Annotated in this window: 14 protein-coding genes; 10 read left to right on the top strand and 4 right to left on the bottom strand. The window is 63.2% G+C overall.

Annotated elements, in window-relative coordinates:
- Positions 1-49: 49 nt before the first annotated feature.
- Genes NUH87_RS12120 through NUH87_RS12110 form a run of 3 tightly spaced genes read right to left on the bottom strand, consistent with a single transcriptional unit; the run spans position 50 to position 2,460 of the window.
- Positions 50-475, bottom strand: a complete 426-nt coding sequence (locus tag NUH87_RS12120) for a DNA polymerase III subunit chi (protein WP_338526120.1) — start codon at positions 473-475, stop codon at positions 50-52.
- Positions 476-483: 8 nt separating this feature from the next.
- Positions 484-912, bottom strand: coding sequence for a DNA polymerase III subunit chi (locus tag NUH87_RS12115; RefSeq protein WP_338526119.1), 429 nt, complete (start codon positions 910-912; stop codon positions 484-486).
- A gap of 57 nt (positions 913-969) precedes the next feature.
- On the bottom strand, positions 970-2,460 hold the full coding sequence (locus NUH87_RS12110) for a leucyl aminopeptidase (protein ID WP_338526118.1): 1,491 nt from the start codon (positions 2,458-2,460) through the stop codon (positions 970-972).
- 301 nt (positions 2,461-2,761) lie between these two features.
- On the opposite strand from NUH87_RS12110, the gene lptF reads away from it, so the two are divergent.
- The 9 genes from lptF (at position 2,762) to pdxJ (ending at position 11,456) form a co-directional block, all read left to right on the top strand.
- Entirely contained in the window at positions 2,762-3,880 is a 1,119-nt protein-coding gene (gene lptF, locus NUH87_RS12105) for an LPS export ABC transporter permease LptF (protein WP_338526117.1), read from the top strand.
- Positions 3,873-4,934: an LPS export ABC transporter permease LptG gene (gene lptG, locus NUH87_RS12100; RefSeq protein WP_338526116.1), complete on the top strand. Its 1,062-nt coding sequence runs from the start codon at positions 3,873-3,875 to the stop codon at positions 4,932-4,934. Before lptF ends, lptG begins: the two co-directional genes overlap by 8 nt.
- Before the next feature lie 170 nt (positions 4,935-5,104).
- A complete protein-coding gene (lepA, locus tag NUH87_RS12095; protein ID WP_338526115.1) occupies positions 5,105-6,904 on the top strand; it encodes a translation elongation factor 4 in 1,800 nt (599 codons plus the stop codon).
- Positions 6,905-6,909: 5 nt separating this feature from the next.
- The gene (lepB, locus tag NUH87_RS12090; protein WP_338526114.1) at positions 6,910-7,764 is read left to right on the top strand and encodes a signal peptidase I; all 855 of its coding nucleotides are present in this window, start codon (positions 6,910-6,912) and stop codon (positions 7,762-7,764) included.
- Positions 7,765-7,825: 61 nt separating this feature from the next.
- Entirely contained in the window at positions 7,826-8,203 is a 378-nt protein-coding gene (locus NUH87_RS12085) for a DUF4845 domain-containing protein (protein WP_040064487.1), read from the top strand.
- On the top strand, positions 8,200-8,889 hold the full coding sequence (gene rnc / locus NUH87_RS12080) for a ribonuclease III (RefSeq protein ID WP_040064488.1): 690 nt from the start codon (positions 8,200-8,202) through the stop codon (positions 8,887-8,889). Before NUH87_RS12085 ends, rnc begins: the two co-directional genes overlap by 4 nt.
- Positions 8,882-9,784: a GTPase Era gene (era, locus tag NUH87_RS12075; protein WP_040064489.1), complete on the top strand. Its 903-nt coding sequence runs from the start codon at positions 8,882-8,884 to the stop codon at positions 9,782-9,784. The genes rnc and era overlap by 8 nt, the downstream gene beginning before the upstream one ends.
- Positions 9,785-9,908: 124 nt before the next feature.
- The gene (gene recO / locus NUH87_RS12070; protein WP_338526113.1) at positions 9,909-10,598 is read left to right on the top strand and encodes a DNA repair protein RecO; all 690 of its coding nucleotides are present in this window, start codon (positions 9,909-9,911) and stop codon (positions 10,596-10,598) included.
- A 111-nt stretch (positions 10,599-10,709) separates the two neighbouring features.
- Positions 10,710-11,456 carry a pyridoxine 5'-phosphate synthase gene (pdxJ, locus tag NUH87_RS12065; protein ID WP_338526112.1) on the top strand — a complete coding sequence of 249 codons (747 nt, stop codon included), beginning with the start codon at positions 10,710-10,712 and terminating at the stop codon, positions 11,454-11,456.
- A 181-nt stretch (positions 11,457-11,637) separates the two neighbouring features.
- On the opposite strand, the gene mltF is transcribed toward pdxJ, so the two are convergent.
- Entirely contained in the window at positions 11,638-13,098 is a 1,461-nt protein-coding gene (mltF, locus tag NUH87_RS12060; protein ID WP_338526111.1) for a membrane-bound lytic murein transglycosylase MltF, read from the bottom strand.
- A gap of 288 nt (positions 13,099-13,386) precedes the next feature.
- Here mltF and purL point away from each other — a divergent pair, with 288 nt between their 5' ends.
- Positions 13,387-17,283 (top strand): phosphoribosylformylglycinamidine synthase, encoded by a 3,897-nt coding sequence (gene purL, locus NUH87_RS12055; RefSeq protein WP_338526110.1) that lies wholly within the window; start codon positions 13,387-13,389, stop codon positions 17,281-17,283.
- Positions 17,284-17,286 lie beyond the last annotated feature (3 nt).

Raw genomic sequence — 17,286 nt, 5'->3', positions numbered from 1 at the left:
CGCCGGCGCCAGCGGGTAGGCCCTGCTTCTACAAGGAGGGCAGGTTATTTCAGGAGGGGTACTGGCTCAGCAGGCGTTCCAGGCGGGCGTCCAGGCGACGCTTGATCTCGGTCTCGATATGCGGGGCGAAGTCATCGATCACGTCCTGCATGATCAATTGCGCGGCGGCACGCAGTTCGCTGTCCAGGTGCAGCAAGGCGTCCTGGCCCTTGTTCCTGGGCGGCTCCGCAGCGACGGGGCTCACGGGGGCGGGTGTTGGTACGGGTGCCGGTTCAGGCTCGGCAACAGCCTCGGGCTGCACCTTGACCTTGGCCTTGTTGCCCACCATGTCGAACAACAGGGGGATCTGCCCTTCGCTGGCGACGGTTTCGGTCAGCAGCGGCGGTTGCAGGGTGTCGTCGCCCAGCAGCTTGCGGATCGATTCGAGCTCGTCCAGCAGGGGCGCGGCTTTTTGTGGTTGTTTTGGAGTGTCCATCGGGGTGCTCAAAGTCGCTGTAGACGGTGATCTTGCAGAGGATAGCCCTGTTCGCGGTAGAAGCGGAAACTGTCCCGCGCCGCTTGGCGAATCACCGGGTCTTCCACCACCACTTCCGCCACGCGGGCAAAGCGCGAGGCAAAGGGCGGCACCTTCATGTCGAGGTTCACCAGCAGGTCCTGGTGAGTGCCCGGATCTTCGCCCAGCCCCAGCACCACGCAGCCTGCAGGCTCGCTTTCCGCCGGGCCGTGGGGCACGAAGCTTTCGCCCTTGAACCGCCACAGGCGGGCGTCCAGCTCGTCGCGCTGGGCGCTGTCGCTGCAATGCAGGTAGACCTTGTGCCCCAGGCGCCAGGCTTTTTCGGTCAGCTTGCAGGCAAAGTCCAGGCGTGCCGAAGGATCCGCGCTGGGAAGGATATAGAAGTCGACTTGGGTCATAGGGAATTCCGGGTTCCGGGCGGCGTCATTGGCGCACGCCGCCCGGCAGGCTCAGGGTCAGGCCTTGGCGCGGTCCAGCAGGTACTGGGTCAGCAGGGGGACCGGACGGCCGGTGGCGCCCTTGTCCTTGCCGCCACTGGTCCAGGCGGTGCCGGCGATGTCCAGGTGTGCCCAGTTGAACTGCTTGGCGAAGCGCGACAGGAAGCACGCCGCGGTGATGGTGCCGCCTTTCGGCCCGCCGATGTTGGCCATGTCGGCGAACGGGCTGTCCAGCTGTTCCTGGTATTCGTCGAACAGCGGCAGTTGCCAGGCACGGTCGTCGGCTTGCCGGCCGGCGCTCAGCAGTTGCTCGATCAGTTCGTCGTTGTTGCCCAGCAGGCCCGAAGTATGGGCGCCGAGGGCCACCACGCAGGCGCCGGTCAGGGTGGCGATGTCGATCACCGCCTGGGGCTTGAAGCGTTCGGTGTAGGTCAGGGCATCGCACAGCACCAGGCGGCCTTCGGCGTCGGTGTTGAGGATTTCCACGGTCTGGCCGCTGAGGGTGGTGACGATGTCGCCCGGACGGCTCGCGCTGCCGCTCGGCATGTTCTCGGCACAGGCCAGGACGCACACCAGGTTGATCGGCAGTTGCAGGGCGAGCACGGCGTGCAGGGTGCCGAACACGCTGGCGGCACCGCCCATGTCGTACTTCATCTCGTCCATGCCCGGGCCTGGCTTGAGGCTGATGCCGCCGGTGTCGAAGGTGATGCCCTTGCCGACCAGGGCGAACGGCTTCTCAGATTTCTTGCCGCCGTTGTACTGCATGACGATCAGGCGTGGCGGCTGGTCGCTGCCCTGGCCCACGGCGTAGAACGAGCCCATGCCCAGTTCCTTGATCTTCTTCTCGTCAAGGATCTCGACCTTCAGGCCCTTGTTCGCCTTGCCGAGGTTCTTCGCCTGTTCGGCGAGGTAGCTCGGGTGGCAGATGTTCGGTGGCAGGTTGCCCAGGTCGCGGGTGAAGGCCATGCCGCCGGCGATGGCGCGGGCGTGGCCGACGGCGCGTTCGACTTCGGCTTGCGCGGCCTTGATGGTCACCAGGGTGATTTTCTTCAGGGCGCGGGGTTCGGACTTCTGGCTCTTGAACTGCTCGAAGCTGTATTCACCGTCCAGCAGGCTTTCGGCCAGCAGGCGGGTCTTGCCGTAGCTGTCGCGGCCCTTGACCACCAGGTCGTCGAGGGCGAGCACGGCATCGCTGCCGCCCAGGCCCTTGAGGGTCGCGAGGATCGCGGCAACGGCCTTTCGGAACGGGCGGTCGCCGAGTTCGGCGTCCTTGCCTACGCCCACCAGCAGCACGCGCTCGGCCTTGAGGTTGGGCAGGCTGTGCAGCAGCAGGGTCTGGCCGACCTTGCCGGCCAGGTCGCCGCGCTTGAGGAGGGCGCTGATGGCGCCACCGCTGAGTTCATCGACTTTGCTGGCGGTCGCGCCGAGTGTGCGGCTTTCGCCGACGGCGAGTACCAGGGTGGCGGTTTTCAACGTTTCTGGGCTGACGCTTTTTACAACCAGTTCCATGTCCGGGTCTCTGAATATGGGTCAAAGGGCGCAGAGACGGCTCTGCGCCGGAGCAGGGCGACGCAATGGCGTGGCCTTCGGCAAAGGCGGCAGTTTGAACCTCGCCGCTGGCTGGGGGCAAGTCCCAATACCGATCCGTCATGTCTCTGTAGGAGGGGCTCCAGGCAAGTGCGCAGTGACAGCCGGGAGCAATCACAGGATAATGCGCCTCTTTTTGAACGGCTCGCCGCCGCGGGCCTTCTGGCAGTGCCTATGCTTGCTTGTTCGGCCACCTTAGCCTGACAACCCTGGAGTGTCTGGTTTGATTGTTTTTCGTTATCTGTCCCGCGAAGTCCTGGTCACCTTGAGCGCCGTCAGCGCCGTGCTGCTGGTCATCACCATGAGCGGGCGCTTCGTCAAGTTCCTGGCCCAGGCCGCCTCGGGTCAACTGGACCCGGGCTCGCTGTTCCTGATCATGGGCTTTCGCCTGCCCGGTTTCCTGCAACTGATCCTGCCGCTGGGTCTGTTCCTCGGGATTCTGCTGGCCTATGGCCGGCTCTATCTCGAAAGCGAAATGACTGTGCTGTCCGCTACCGGCATGAGCCAGCAACGCCTGCTGGGCATGACCCTGGTGCCGGCCCTGCTGGTGGCGCTGCTCGTCGCCTGGATCAGCCTGAGCCTGGCGCCCAAGGGGGCGTTGCAATTCCAGCTGCTGCTCAACCAGCAGGACGCGATGACCGAGTTCGACACCTTGGTGCCGGGCCGCTTCCAGGAGCTGAACGATGGCTCACGGGTCACCTACACCGAGCAGTTGTCCGATGACCGGGCGAACCTGGGCGGTGTGTTCATCTCGGAAAAACGTTTCGGCGTGAACAAGAAAGACCGTGGCATTTCCGTGCTGGTGGCCGAGAAGGGGCGCCAGGAAGTGCAAAAGGACGGTAATCGCTTCCTGATCCTCGAAAACGGCTATCGCTATGATGGCAGCCCGGGGATGGCCGATTATCGGGCGATCAAGTACGACACCTATGGCGTCATGCTGCCCAAGCCCGAGATCAGCGAAGAGGTCACCGACCGTGATGCAATGACCACCTCCAGCCTGTTCGGCAACCCGGAGCTGAAGGCGGTCGCCGAGTTGCAATGGCGTCTCTCGCTGCCCCTGCTGGTGTTTATCGTGACCCTGATGGCCGTGCCGCTGTCGCGGGTCAACCCGCGCCAGGGCCGTTTCCTCAAGCTGCTGCCGGCGATCCTCCTTTATATGGCCTACCTGACCATGCTGATTTCGGCCCGCGGCTCGCTGGAGAAGGGCAATCTGTCACCGGCATTGGGCATGTGGTGGGTGCACGGCCTGTTCCTGGCCATCGGCCTGGGGCTGCTGTATTGGGAACCCCTGCGTTTGAAACTGGCGAGTCGTCGCACTGTGAAGGAGATGGCTCGTGGTTAAGCTCGATCGCTACATCGGTAGCAGTGTGTTCATGGCGATCCTCGCGGTACTGGGGATCATTCTCGGGCTGGCCTCGCTGTTTGCCTTCATCGATGAGATGGGCAGCCTCTCCGATACCTACACTTGGCGCGATGTGCTGAGCTTTGTCGTGCTCACGGCGCCGCGCCGGGTCTACGACATGTTGCCGATGGCCGGCCTGATCGGTTGCCTGATCGGCCTGGGCAGCCTGGCCAGCAGCAGCGAACTGACCATCATGCGCGCGGCGGGGGTGTCCATCGGGCGTATCGTCTGGGCGGTGATGAAGCCGATGCTGTTGCTGATGCTGATCGGTGTGCTGGTCGGCGAGTACGTCGCCCCGGCGACCGAGAGCAAGGCCCAGGCGGCCAAGGCCCTGGCCCAGGGTTCGGGGGATGCCCAGAGTTCCCGCAACGGCCTGTGGCATCGCCAGGGTGACGAGTTCATTCATATCAACGCCGTGCAGCCCAACGGCGTGCTGTACGGGGTGACCCGCTATCACTTCGATGGCGAGCGCCACATGCTGTCGTCGAGCTTTGCCAAGCGAGCGAACTTCGACAAGGACAAGTGGCAGCTGACGGACGTCACCACCACCTATTTCCGCGGCGACCACACCGAAGTGATCAATGTGCCGGAAGAGGGCTGGGACGTGGCCTTGAGCCCGAACCTGCTGAGTACCGTGGTGATGGTGCCCGAGGCGCTGTCGATCAGCGGCCTGTGGAGTTACATCCACTACCTGGCGGACCAGGGGCTGGCGAACGGCCGCTACTGGCTGGCGTTCTGGGTCAAGGTCTTGCAGCCGCTGGTGACCGCGGCGCTGGTCCTGATGGCGATTTCCTTCATTTTCGGTCCGCTGCGTTCGGTGACCCTGGGGCAGCGGGTGTTCACCGGCGTGCTGGTGGGCTTCACCTTCCGTATCGCCCAGGACCTGCTGGGGCCGTCGAGCCTGGTGTTCGGCTTTCCGCCGCTGCTGGCGGTGGTGGTGCCGGCGGCGATCTGCGCGGTGGCCGGTGTCTGGCTGTTGCGCCGGGCCGGATGACGCGGCGATCGAGCGGCAAATGATCCAGGAAAAAGCCTCTGTCCAGTGACAGAGGCTTTTTTGTCTCTGCCGTCCGGCCTGTTCACGTGACGCCTTGGCCGCGCATCAGGTACAATTCCCGGCTATTTTTCGGCGGGCAGTCTGCCTGCAACCTTTTTGAGTGTTGACCCGTGAGTGATTTGAGTCATATCCGCAATTTCTCCATCATCGCCCACATTGACCATGGCAAGTCGACTCTGGCCGATCGCTTCATCCAGATCTGCGGCGGCCTGGCCGAGCGCGAGATGGAAGCGCAGGTGCTGGATTCCATGGACCTCGAGCGCGAGCGCGGGATCACCATCAAGGCCCACAGCGTTACCCTGTACTACAAGGCCCGCGACGGCATCACCTATCAGCTGAACTTCATCGACACCCCCGGCCACGTCGACTTCACCTACGAAGTCAGCCGTTCCCTGGCGGCCTGTGAGGGTGCATTGCTGGTGGTGGACGCCGGCCAGGGCGTCGAAGCCCAGTCCGTCGCCAACTGCTACACCGCCATCGAGCAGGGCCTGGAAGTCATGCCGGTGCTGAACAAGATCGACCTGCCCCAGGCCGAACCGGAGCGGGTGAAGGAAGAGATCGAGAAGATCATCGGTATCGACGCCACCGACGCCGTCACCTGCAGCGCCAAGACCGGCCTGGGTGTTGACGAAGTGCTCGAGCGCCTGGTGACCACCATTCCCGCGCCGACCGGCAATATCGAAGATCCGCTGCAGGCGTTGATCATCGACTCCTGGTTCGACAACTACCTGGGCGTCGTATCCCTGGTGCGCGTGCGCCACGGTCGCGTGAAGAAGGGCGACAAGATCCTGGTCAAGTCCACCGGCAAGATCCACCTGGTGGACAGCGTCGGCGTGTTCAACCCGAAACACACCGCCACCGCCGACCTCAAGGCCGGTGAAGTGGGCTTCATCATCGCCGGTATCAAGGACATCCACGGTGCGCCGGTGGGTGACACCCTGACCCTGAGCTCGACCCCCGATGTCGACGTGCTGCCGGGCTTCAAGCGTATCCAGCCGCAGGTCTACGCCGGCCTGTTCCCGGTCAGTTCGGACGATTTCGAGGACTTCCGCGAAGCCCTGCAAAAGCTGACGCTGAACGACTCCTCGCTGCAATACACCCCGGAAAGCTCCGACGCCCTGGGCTTCGGCTTCCGTTGCGGGTTCCTCGGCATGCTGCACATGGAGATCATCCAGGAGCGCCTGGAGCGCGAGTACGACCTGGACCTGATCACCACCGCGCCGACGGTAATCTTCGAGCTGCTGCTCAAGAACGGCGAAACCGTTTACGTCGACAACCCGTCCAAGCTGCCGGACCTGTCCGCCATCGAAGACATGCGCGAACCGATCGTGCGGGCCAATATTCTTGTACCGCAGGAGCACCTGGGCAACGTCATTACCCTGTGCATCGAGAAGCGCGGGATCCAGCACGACATGCTGTTCCTCGGCACCCAGGTGCAAGTGACCTACGATTTGCCGATGAACGAAGTGGTCCTGGACTTCTTTGACCGTCTCAAATCCACCAGTCGCGGCTATGCTTCGCTGGACTATCATTTTGATCGTTACCAGTCGGCCAACCTGGTCAAGCTGGATGTACTGATCAACGGTGAGAAGGTCGACGCCCTGGCGTTGATCGTGCATCGTGACAATGCGCATTACAAAGGTCGTGCGTTGACCGAGAAGATGAAGGAACTGATTCCTCGTCAGATGTTCGACGTTGCCATCCAGGCCGCCATTGGCGGGCAGATCGTGGCGCGGACAACCGTCAAGGCGCTCAGAAAGAACGTACTGGCCAAATGCTACGGCGGCGACGTCAGCCGTAAGCGCAAGCTGTTGGAAAAGCAGAAGGCCGGTAAGAAACGCATGAAGCAAGTGGGTAGCGTGGAGATTCCACAAGAAGCCTTCCTTGCAGTGCTCAGGTTGGATAGTTAGGTCCTATGTCACTAAATTTCCCGCTGTTGCTGGTCATCGCCGTCGCCGTGTGCGGTGTGTTGGCGTTGCTCGATCTGGTCTTTCTGGCGCCTCGTCGGCGTGCCGCCATCGCTGCCTATCAGGGCAGCGTGACGCAGCCCGATGGGGAGGTGGTCGAAAAGCTGAACAAGGAGCCTTTGCTGGTTGAATACGGCAAATCCTTCTTCCCGGTGCTGTTCATCGTGCTGGTGCTGCGTTCGTTCCTGGTGGAACCGTTCCAGATCCCTTCCGGCTCGATGAAACCGACCCTGGATGTCGGCGACTTCATCCTGGTGAACAAGTTTTCCTACGGGATTCGCTTGCCGGTGATCGACAAGAAAGTCATCCCGGTCGGTGATCCGCAGCGCGGCGATGTGATGGTGTTCCGCTACCCGAGCGACCCCAATGTCAACTACATCAAGCGTGTAGTGGGCTTGCCGGGCGACGTGGTGCGCTATACCAGTGACAAGCGGCTGTTCGTCAATGGCCAGTCGGTGGCCGAACAGTTGATGGGCGCGGAGCCTGGCATGTTGGGCAGCGCCGAGCTCTACAAGGAGCAACTGGGCGCCGTCGAACACTATATCCGCAAGGAAATGGGCCGCTATCGCGCGCCGCCTGATCACGAGTGGAAGGTCCCGGCCGGCCATTACTTCATGATGGGCGACAACCGCGACAACTCCAACGACAGCCGCTACTGGGACGACCCCACTATTCCCAAGGAGCTGCTGGGCATGGTTCCCGACGAGAACATCGTCGGCAAGGCCTTCGCGGTCTGGATGAGCTGGCCCGAGCCGAAACTCAGCCGTTTCCCGAATTTTTCCCGGGTCGGTCTGATCAAGTAACCAAACCCGGCGCTGTGAACACAGCGCCGAGTGCTTTTTCAGGTGCCGCAGGACCATGAAGATGACATCTGCTCACTCGCAAAAAGGCCTGTCGTTTTTCGGCTGGTTGCTGACCCTGGCGGTGGTTGCCTTTGCTGCCAGCGCCGCGTTGAAGGTGGTCCCGCATTACCTCGACTATATGTCGATGAAGAGAATCATCATGTCGGTGGAAACCGACAAGGCGGCGGATATCACCACCGTCACCGACTTTTATACCCATGTTGCCCGCGGCATGCAGGTCAACAGCATTCAGGATGTGGATTTGAACAAGGCGTTAAGCGTGACGTTGGAGAACAACCGGTTCCTTGCCCACTTGAAATATGAACAGCGTGATCCGCTGATCCAGAACATCGATCTGGTGGTCAAGTTCGACCACGAATTCAGCGTGGGTAAACCGTGAGCGTGTCTTTAAGCCGTCTCGAGCGTCAGCTCGGCTATACCTTCAAGGACCCGGAGCTGATGCTCCTGGCCCTGACCCACCGCAGTTTTGCCGGGCGCAACAACGAGCGCCTGGAATTCCTCGGTGATGCCATTCTCAACTTCGTCGCCGGCGAAGCGCTGTTCGAGCGCTTCCCCCAGGCCCGCGAAGGCCAGTTGTCGCGTTTGCGTGCACGCCTGGTGAAAGGTGAAACACTGGCGGTCCTGGCCCGTGGTTTCGAGTTGGGCGAATACCTGCGCCTGGGCTCCGGCGAGTTGAAAAGCGGTGGTTTTCGCCGTGAGTCGATTCTCGCCGATGCCCTGGAAGCCCTGATTGGCGCCATTTACCTGGATGCCGGTATGGAAACCGCGCGGGACCGGGTGTTGGCCTGGCTGACCTCGGAGTTCGACAGCCTGACGCTGGTGGACACCAACAAGGACCCCAAGACCCGGTTGCAGGAGTTTCTGCAGTCCCGGGCCTGCGAACTGCCGCGTTACGAAGTGGTGGATATCCAGGGTGAGCCGCACTGCCGGACGTTCTTCGTCGAGTGCGAGATCACCCTCTTGAATGAAAAAAGCCGAGGCCAGGGCGTGAGCCGTCGTATTGCCGAACAGGTAGCGGCGGCATCGGCACTGATCGCCCTGGGCGTGGAGAATGGCAATGACTGATTCAACGGCAACCCGCTGCGGCTACGTCGCCATCGTCGGCCGGCCGAACGTGGGCAAGTCCACGCTGCTGAACCATATCCTCGGGCAGAAACTGGCGATCACCTCGCGCAAGCCCCAGACCACTCGCCACAACATGCTCGGAATCAAGACCGAGGGCGCCGTGCAGGCGATCTACGTGGATACCCCCGGCATGCACAAGGGCGGCGAGAAGGCCCTGAACCGCTACATGAACAAGACCGCCTCGGCGGCGTTGAAAGACGTCGACGTGGTGATCTTCGTGGTCGACCGTACCCGCTGGACCGAAGAGGACCAGATGGTCCTGGAACGCATCCAGTACGTCGAGGGCCCGGTCATCGTGGCGCTGAACAAGACCGACCGGATCGACGACAAGGCCGAGCTGATGCCGCACCTGACCTGGTTGCAGGAGCAGTTGCCCAAGGCGCAGATCGTGCCGATCTCGGCGCAGCAGGGGCACAACCTTGACGTCCTGGAAGGCCTGATTGGTGGGCACCTGCCGGAAAACGAGCACTTTTTCCCGGAAGACCAGATCACCGACCGCAGCAGCCGTTTCCTCGCGGCGGAACTGGTGCGCGAGAAAATCATGCGCCAGCTGGGGGCCGAGCTGCCTTACCAGATCACCGTGGAAATCGAAGAGTTCAAGCAGCAGGGCAAGACCCTGCATATTCATGCGTTGATCCTCGTCGAACGTGACGGCCAGAAGAAGATCATCATTGGCGACAAGGGCGAGCGCATCAAGCGTATCGGCAGCGAGGCGCGCAAGGACATGGAGCTGCTGTTCGATTCGAAGATCATGCTCAACCTCTGGGTCAAGGTGAAGGGTGGCTGGTCCGATGACGAGCGTGCCCTGCGTTCGTTGGGTTACGGCGACCTGTAACAAACGGGGCCCCTTTTGTAGGAGCGAGCTTGCTCGCGATGAACGTCAGGGCACTGCGATTCTTAAGGTGCCCCGCGTTATCGTTAACGTCCATCGCGAGCAAGCTCGCTCCTACAGGGTCTTCATGTCCACCCAGCCCCCTCCCAGCCAACCCGCCTACGTCCTCCACTCCCGTGCCTACCGTGAAAGCAGTGCCCTGGTGGACTTCATCACGCCGCAAGGCCGGCTGCGCGCCGTGCTGCGCAGTGCGCGGGGCAAGGCCGGGACCCTGGCGCGGCCCTTCGTTCCCCTCGAGGTGGAGTTTCGCGGTCGCGGCGAGCTGAAGAATGTCGGCCGGATGGAAAGCGCCGGGGTCTCCACCTGGCTCAACGGCGAGGCGCTGTTCAGTGGCCTCTACCTCAACGAGTTGCTGATCCGCCTGCTTCCCGCCGAAGACCCGCACCCCGCGCTCTTCGATCACTACGCCGCGACCTTGCTGGCCCTGGCCGAGGGCCGGCCGCTCGAACCGCTGTTGCGCGCCTTCGAATGGCGGCTGCTGGACGACCTCGGCTACGGCTTTTCCCTGGACCAGGACATTCACGGCGAGCCCGTGGCGGCGGACGGGTTGTACCGCCTGCAGGTCGATGCCGGCCTGGAGCGGGTCTACCTGTTGCAACCGGGGCTGTTCCAGGGCACCGAGCTGCTGGCCATGGCGCAGGCCGACTGGACGGCGACGGGCGCGCTGTCGGCGGCCAAGCGCCTGATGCGCCAGGCCCTGGCGGTGCACCTGGGCGGCAAGCCGCTGGTCAGTCGCGAGTTGTTTCGCAAGCCCTGAGCGGCGGGGCATGGCCCCTGGCATCCGCATTCGCCTCACAGAACGGGCCGTAAAGGCCGCGGCCGACGTGTATGCTGTGCGTCGAATCTTCCACTCTTCAGGAGTCTTTCCGTGAGCACCAGCACTCGTATCCTTCTCGGCGTGAACATCGACCACGTTGCTACCCTGCGTCAGGCCCGGGGCACCCGTTACCCCGATCCGGTCAAGGCTGCGCTGGATGCCGAAGAGGCGGGCGCCGACGGCATCACCGTGCACCTGCGCGAAGACCGCCGGCATATCCAGGAGCGCGACGTGCTGCTGCTCAAGGATGTGTTGCAGACGCGGATGAACTTCGAGATGGGCGTGACCGAAGAGATGATGGCCTTTGCCGAGCGCATTCGTCCGGCGCATATCTGCCTGGTGCCGGAAACCCGTCAGGAACTGACCACTGAAGGCGGCCTGGATGTGGCGGGGCAGGAGGCACGGATCAAGGCGGCGGTGGAGCGCCTGAGCAGGATCGGCAGCGAAGTGTCGTTGTTCATCGATGCCGACGAGCGCCAGATCGCTGCGTCCAAGCGGGTCGGGGCGCCGGCCATCGAGTTGCACACCGGGCGTTATGCCGATGCGCAAACGCCGGCGGAAGTCGCCGAAGAGCTGCAGCGCATCGCCGATGGCGTGGCGTTCGGCGTGGCCCAGGGGCTGATCGTCAATGCCGGGCATGGCCTGCATTACCACAACGTCGAGGCGGTGGCGGCGATCCCGGGGATCAACGAGCTGAACATCGGTCATGCGCTGGTGGCGCATGCGCTGTTCGTCGGATTCAAGGGCGCGGTGGCGGAGATGAAGGCGCTGATCCTGGCGGCTGCGGCGAAGGTCTGAGACTCGACCTTATCCAACCTGACTGAACGCAAAACCTGTAGGAGCCGGCTTGCTGGCGATAGCGATCTCACATCCGACATCGTTGTCGCCTGATAAACCGCCATCGCCAGCAAGCCGGCTCCTACAAGGACCGCGGTGGTCGTAGTCAGGCCGTATCAACAGGGATCCTGTTCGGCTCTGGTCAGAGCTGCGGCGGCTGCTCGGTCGGCTTGGTCTTGTCCACGCCCGGCACATGCAGGTTGCTGTCTGCCACCTGGCTGCCTTCCAGCTGCGGCTGGGTCACCCAGGTCAGGATGTCGTAGTAACGGCGGATGTTGGCGACGAAATGCACCGGTTCGCCGCCCCGGGCGTAACCGTAGCGGGTCTTTCTGTACCACTGCTTCTGCGCCAGGCGCGGCAGCATTTTCTTCACGTCCAGCCACTTGTTCGGATTCAGGCCTTCCTTCTCGGCCAGCTTGCGCGCGTCGTCCAGGTGGCCGCTGCCGACGTTGTACGCCGCCAGCGCAAACCAGGTGCGGTCCGGCTCTTCGATCTGATCGTCCAACTGATCCTTCATGTACACCAGGTACTTCGCCCCACCGCTGATGCTCTGCCGGGCATCCAGTCGGTTGGACACGCCCATCGCCTGGGCCGTGCTCTGGGTCAGCATCATCAGGCCGCGCACGCCGGTCTTGGAGGTGACGGCCGGTTGCCACATCGACTCCTGATAACCGATGGCCGCCAGCAACCGCCAGTCGATTTTCTCGTCCTTGGCCGAGGCGCGGAAGTGTTTCTCGTACTTGGGCAGTCGTTGCTGCAAATGCTGGGCGAAGGTATAGGCGCCGACATAGCCGAGGACATCGACATGCCCGTAATAGCGGTCCTTCAGACGTTGCAGGGTGCCGTTCTGCTGCACCTTGTCGAGGTAGGCGTTGATCTCGTTGAGCAGGCTGTTGTCGTCGCCCGGGGCCACCGCCCAGCGCTGGTTGCGCGCATCGCCGAGGTCGAAGGCGACCCTCACGTTGGGGAAGTAGACCTGGTTCATCGCCACTTCGTTGGAGTCCACCAGGGTCAGGTCGATCTGGCCCTCGTCGACCATGCGCAGCAGGTCGACCACCTCGACCGCATCGGATTCTTCATATTCGATCGCGGGATTCTGCTTTTTCAGCTCGGCCAGTTGTTCGGCATGGGTGCTGCCCTTGAGCACCGTGATGCGCTTGCCCACCAGGTCCGCCGGGGTGGTGGGGCGGGACTGGCCGTTGCGATAGATGATCTGCGGGGTGACTTCAAGGTATGGATGGGAAAAGCGTGCCTGCGGCTTGCGCTCGTCGCTGCTGACCAGGCCGGCGGCGGCCAGCACCGGGCCGTTGGGCTTGCCCAGCTGATTGAACAGATCGTCGAGATTGTCGGCGGTCTCGATCTCCAGCTTGACCCCCAGGTCGTCGGCGAAGCGCTTGACCAGCTCGTACTCGAAGCCGGTTTCGCCGTTGCGGTCCTGGAAATAGGTGGCCGGACTGTTGCGGGTGATCACGCGCAGCACGCCGTCCTCCTTTACACGCTCGAGTGTGCTGGGTTTATCAACACAGGCACTGAGCATCAGGAGGATTCCGGTTGCGATGAGCCACCTGGCACAGCGCGGGCGGAAAGCAGTTGGGAAGAACATCTGCGCAGTATACGCAAAGGACCCCGGCCGCCATATCTCGACAGAATCGCGTCGGTCTGCTAGCGATGCCTGCGAACGGCTGGAGGCTGTAGGAATAGGCTTTTGAGCGTGTATGAACTTTATAAAATAGTGCTGATGAATGGTGGTAATAATCTGTAGGAATAGACTGTTAAGCCTTGAGAGGCATTTGCTGTTAGGTGAGCATGCCGTTTCGGGTGCCGTCGCGGGCGGTTATAGGCTAGAATGCACGGCCTCAAAGCACACCCCCTTCCCGAGGCTGTCCCGAAGATGTTGATCCTGCGCGGTGCTCCTGCCCTTTCCGCCTTTCGCCACAGCAAACTGCTCGAGCAACTGAGCCAAAAGGTTCCGGCTGTCAGTGGCTTGTATGCCGAGTTCGCCCATTTCGCCGAAGTGACTGGCGTGCTGACTGGCGACGAACAGCAAGTGCTGGCCCGCCTGCTGAAATACGGCCCGAGCGTGCCGGTCCAGGAGCCGACCGGTCGTCTGTTCCTGGTGTTGCCGCGTTTCGGCACCATTTCGCCCTGGTCGAGCAAGGCCAGCGACATCGCGCGCAACTGTGGCCTGGGCAAGGTCCAGCGCCTGGAGCGTGGTATCGCCTTCTACGTCGCCGGCCAGTTCAGCGAGGCCGAAGCCGAACTGATCGCCGCCAGCCTGCATGACCGCATGACCCAGATCGTGCTGGGCCAGCTGGAACAGGCCGCCGGTCTGTTCAGCCACGCCGAGCCCAAGCCGCTGACGGCCATCGACCTGCTGGGCGGTGGTCGCGCCGCGCTGGAGAAAGCCAACGTCGAGCTGGGCCTGGCCCTGGCCGAAGACGAGATCGACTACCTGGTGAACGCCTTCACCGGCCTCAAGCGCAACCCGCACGACATCGAACTGATGATGTTCGCCCAGGCGAACTCCGAGCACTGCCGTCACAAGATCTTCAACGCCAGTTGGGACATCGACGGCCAGAGCCAGGAAAAAAGCCTGTTCGGCATGATCAAGAACACCTACCAGATGCACAGCGAAGGCGTTCTGTCGGCCTACAAGGACAACGCCTCGGTGATCGTCGGCAATGTCGCCGGGCGCTTCTTCCCGAATCCTGAAACCCGCCAGTACGGCGCGGTGCAGGAGCCGGTGCACATCCTGATGAAGGTCGAGACCCACAACCACCCGACCGCCATCGCGCCGTTCCCGGGGGCCTCCACCGGTTCCGGCGGCGAGATCCGCGACGAAGGTGCTACCGGTCGCGGCGCCAAGCCGAAAGCCGGTCTCACCGGTTTCACCGTGTCCAACCTGCAGATCCCCGGTTTCGAGCAGCCTTGGGAGGTGCCTTATGGCAAGCCCGAGCGCATCGTCACCGCGCTGGACATCATGATCGAAGGCCCGCTGGGCGGCGCCGCGTTCAACAACGAATTCGGTCGTCCGGCCCTGACCGGCTATTTCCGTACCTTCGAACAATCCATCACCACCCCGCGTGGCGACGAAGTGCGTGGCTACCACAAGCCGATCATGCTGGCCGGCGGCATGGGTAACATCCGTGCCGAACACGTGCAGAAGGGCGAGATCACCGTCGGTTCCAAGCTGATCGTGCTCGGCGGCCCGGCGATGCTGATCGGCCTGGGCGGCGGCGCGGCGTCCTCGATGGCCACCGGCACCAGCTCGGCGGACCTGGATTTCGCTTCGGTACAGCGCGAAAACCCGGAAATGGAGCGTCGTTGCCAGGAAGTCATCGACCGTTGCTGGCAACTGGGCGACAAGAACCCCATCAGCTTCATCCACGACGTGGGTGCGGGCGGCCTGTCCAACGCCTTCCCGGAGTTGGTCAACGACGGTAACCGCGGCGGCCGTTTCGAACTGCGCAACGTTCCCAACGACGAGCCGGGCATGGCCCCGCACGAAATCTGGTCCAACGAATCCCAGGAGCGTTATGTCCTGGCGGTCGGCGCGGCGGACTTCGAACGCTTCAAGGCGATCTGCGAGCGCGAGCGTTGCCCGTTCGCCGTGGTTGGCGAAGCCACCGCCGAGCCGCAGCTGACGGTCACCGACAGCCACTTCGGCAACAGCCCGGTGGACATGCCGCTGGAAGTGCTGCTGGGCAAGGCCCCGCGCATGCACCGTTCGGCGGTGCGTGAAGCTGAACTGGGCGACGATTTCGACCCGAGCAGCCTGGCGCTGGCCGAGTGCGTCGAGCGCGTGCTGCATCACCCGGCCGTGGCGAGCAAGAGCTTCCTGATCACCATCGGCGACCGCACCATCACCGGCCTGGTCTCCCGCGACCAGATGGTCGGCCCGTGGCAGGTGCCGGTGGCTGACGTGGCCGTGACCGCCACCAGCTTCGACGTCTACACCGGTGAAGCCATGGCCATGGGCGAGCGTACACCGCTGGCCCTGCTGGACGCTCCGGCTTCCGGTCGCATGGCGATCGGTGAGGTCCTGACCAACATCGCCGCTTCGCGGATCGGCAAGCTGTCCGACATCAAACTGTCGGCCAACTGGATGTCCGCTGCCGGTCATCCGGGCGAAGATGCCCGCCTGTACGACACCGTCAAGGCGGTCGGCATGGAACTGTGCCCTGAGCTGGGCCTGACCATCCCGGTGGGCAAGGACTCCATGTCCATGGCCACCCGCTGGAAAGACGAAGGCACCGACAAGAGCGTGACCTCGCCGCTGTCGCTGATCGTCACCGGCTTCGCCCCGGTCACCGATATCCGCCAGACCCTGACCCCGCAACTGCGCATGGACAAGGGCACCACCGACCTGATCCTGATCGACCTCGGTCGCGGCCAGAACCGCATGGGCGCCTCGATCCTCGCCCAGGTCTACGGCAAGCTCGGCAAGCAGGCCCCGGACGTCGACGACGCCGAAGACCTGAAGGCCTTCTTCGCGGTGATCCAGGGCCTCAACGCCGACGGTCACCTGCTGGCCTACCACGACCGCTCCGACGGCGGTCTGCTGACCACCGTGCTGGAAATGGCTTTTGCCGGTCACTGCGGCCTGAACCTGAACCTTGACGGCGTGGCGGAAACCTCCGCCGACCTCGCGGCCATCCTGTTCAACGAAGAACTGGGTGCGGTGATCCAGGTTCGCCAGGACTCCACCCCGGACGTGCTGGCGCAGTTCAGCGCCGCGGGCCTCGGCGACTGCGTGTCGGTGATCGGCCAGCCGCTGAACAACGGCGAAGTCAGCATCACCTTCGACGGCGACACGGTCTTCACCGGCGAGCGTCGTCTGTTGCAGCGCCAGTGGGCGGAAACCAGCTACCGCATCCAGCGTCTGCGTGACAACGCCGAGTGCGCCGACCAGGAGTTCGATGTCCTGCTGGACGAGAGCAACCCGGGCCTGAGCTACAAGACCAGCTTCGATGTGAACCAGGACATCGCCGCGCCGTACATCAAGAAAGGCATTCGTCCACAGGTCGCGGTGCTGCGTGAGCAGGGCGTCAACGGCCAGGTGGAAATGGCCGCGGCGTTCGACCGTGCCGGCTTCAATGCCATCGACGTGCACATGAGCGATATCCTCGCCGGTCGCGTCGACCTGAACGACTTCAAGGGCCTGGTCGCCTGCGGCGGCTTCTCCTACGGTGACGTGTTGGGCGCCGGCGAAGGCTGGGCCAAGTCGGCGCTGTTCAACGCCCGTGCCCGCGACGCCTTCCAGGGCTTCTTCGAGCGCACCGACAGCTTCACCCTGGGCGTGTGCAACGGTTGCCAGATGATGTCCAACCTGCACGAGCTGATTCCGGGCAGCGAATTCTGGCCGCACTTCGTGCGCAACCGCTCCGAGCAGTTCGAAGCGCGGGTGGCGATGGTGCAGATCCAGGAGTCGAATTCGATCTTCCTGCAGGGCATGGCCGGTTCGCGCATGCCGATCGCCATCGCCCACGGCGAAGGCCATGCCGAGTTCGAAAGCGAGGAAGCCCTGCTGCAAGCCGACCTGTCGGGTTGCGTGGCCATGCGTTTCGTCGACAACCACGGCAAGGTCACCCAGACCTACCCGGCCAACCCGAACGGCTCGCCGCGCGGGATCACCGGGCTGACCAGCCGCGACGGTCGCGTCACCATCATGATGCCGCACCCTGAGCGGGTCTTCCGTGCCGTGCAGAACTCCTGGCGCTCGGAAGACTGGAACGAAGACGCGCCATGGATGCGCATGTTCCGCAACGCCCGCGTCTGGGTTAACTAAGCG

This window comes from Pseudomonas batumici (assembly GCF_036585405.1).
Taxonomy (GTDB): Bacteria; Pseudomonadota; Gammaproteobacteria; order Pseudomonadales; family Pseudomonadaceae; genus Aquipseudomonas; species Aquipseudomonas batumici.
This window is presented reverse-complemented; position numbering and strand designations above follow the sequence as displayed.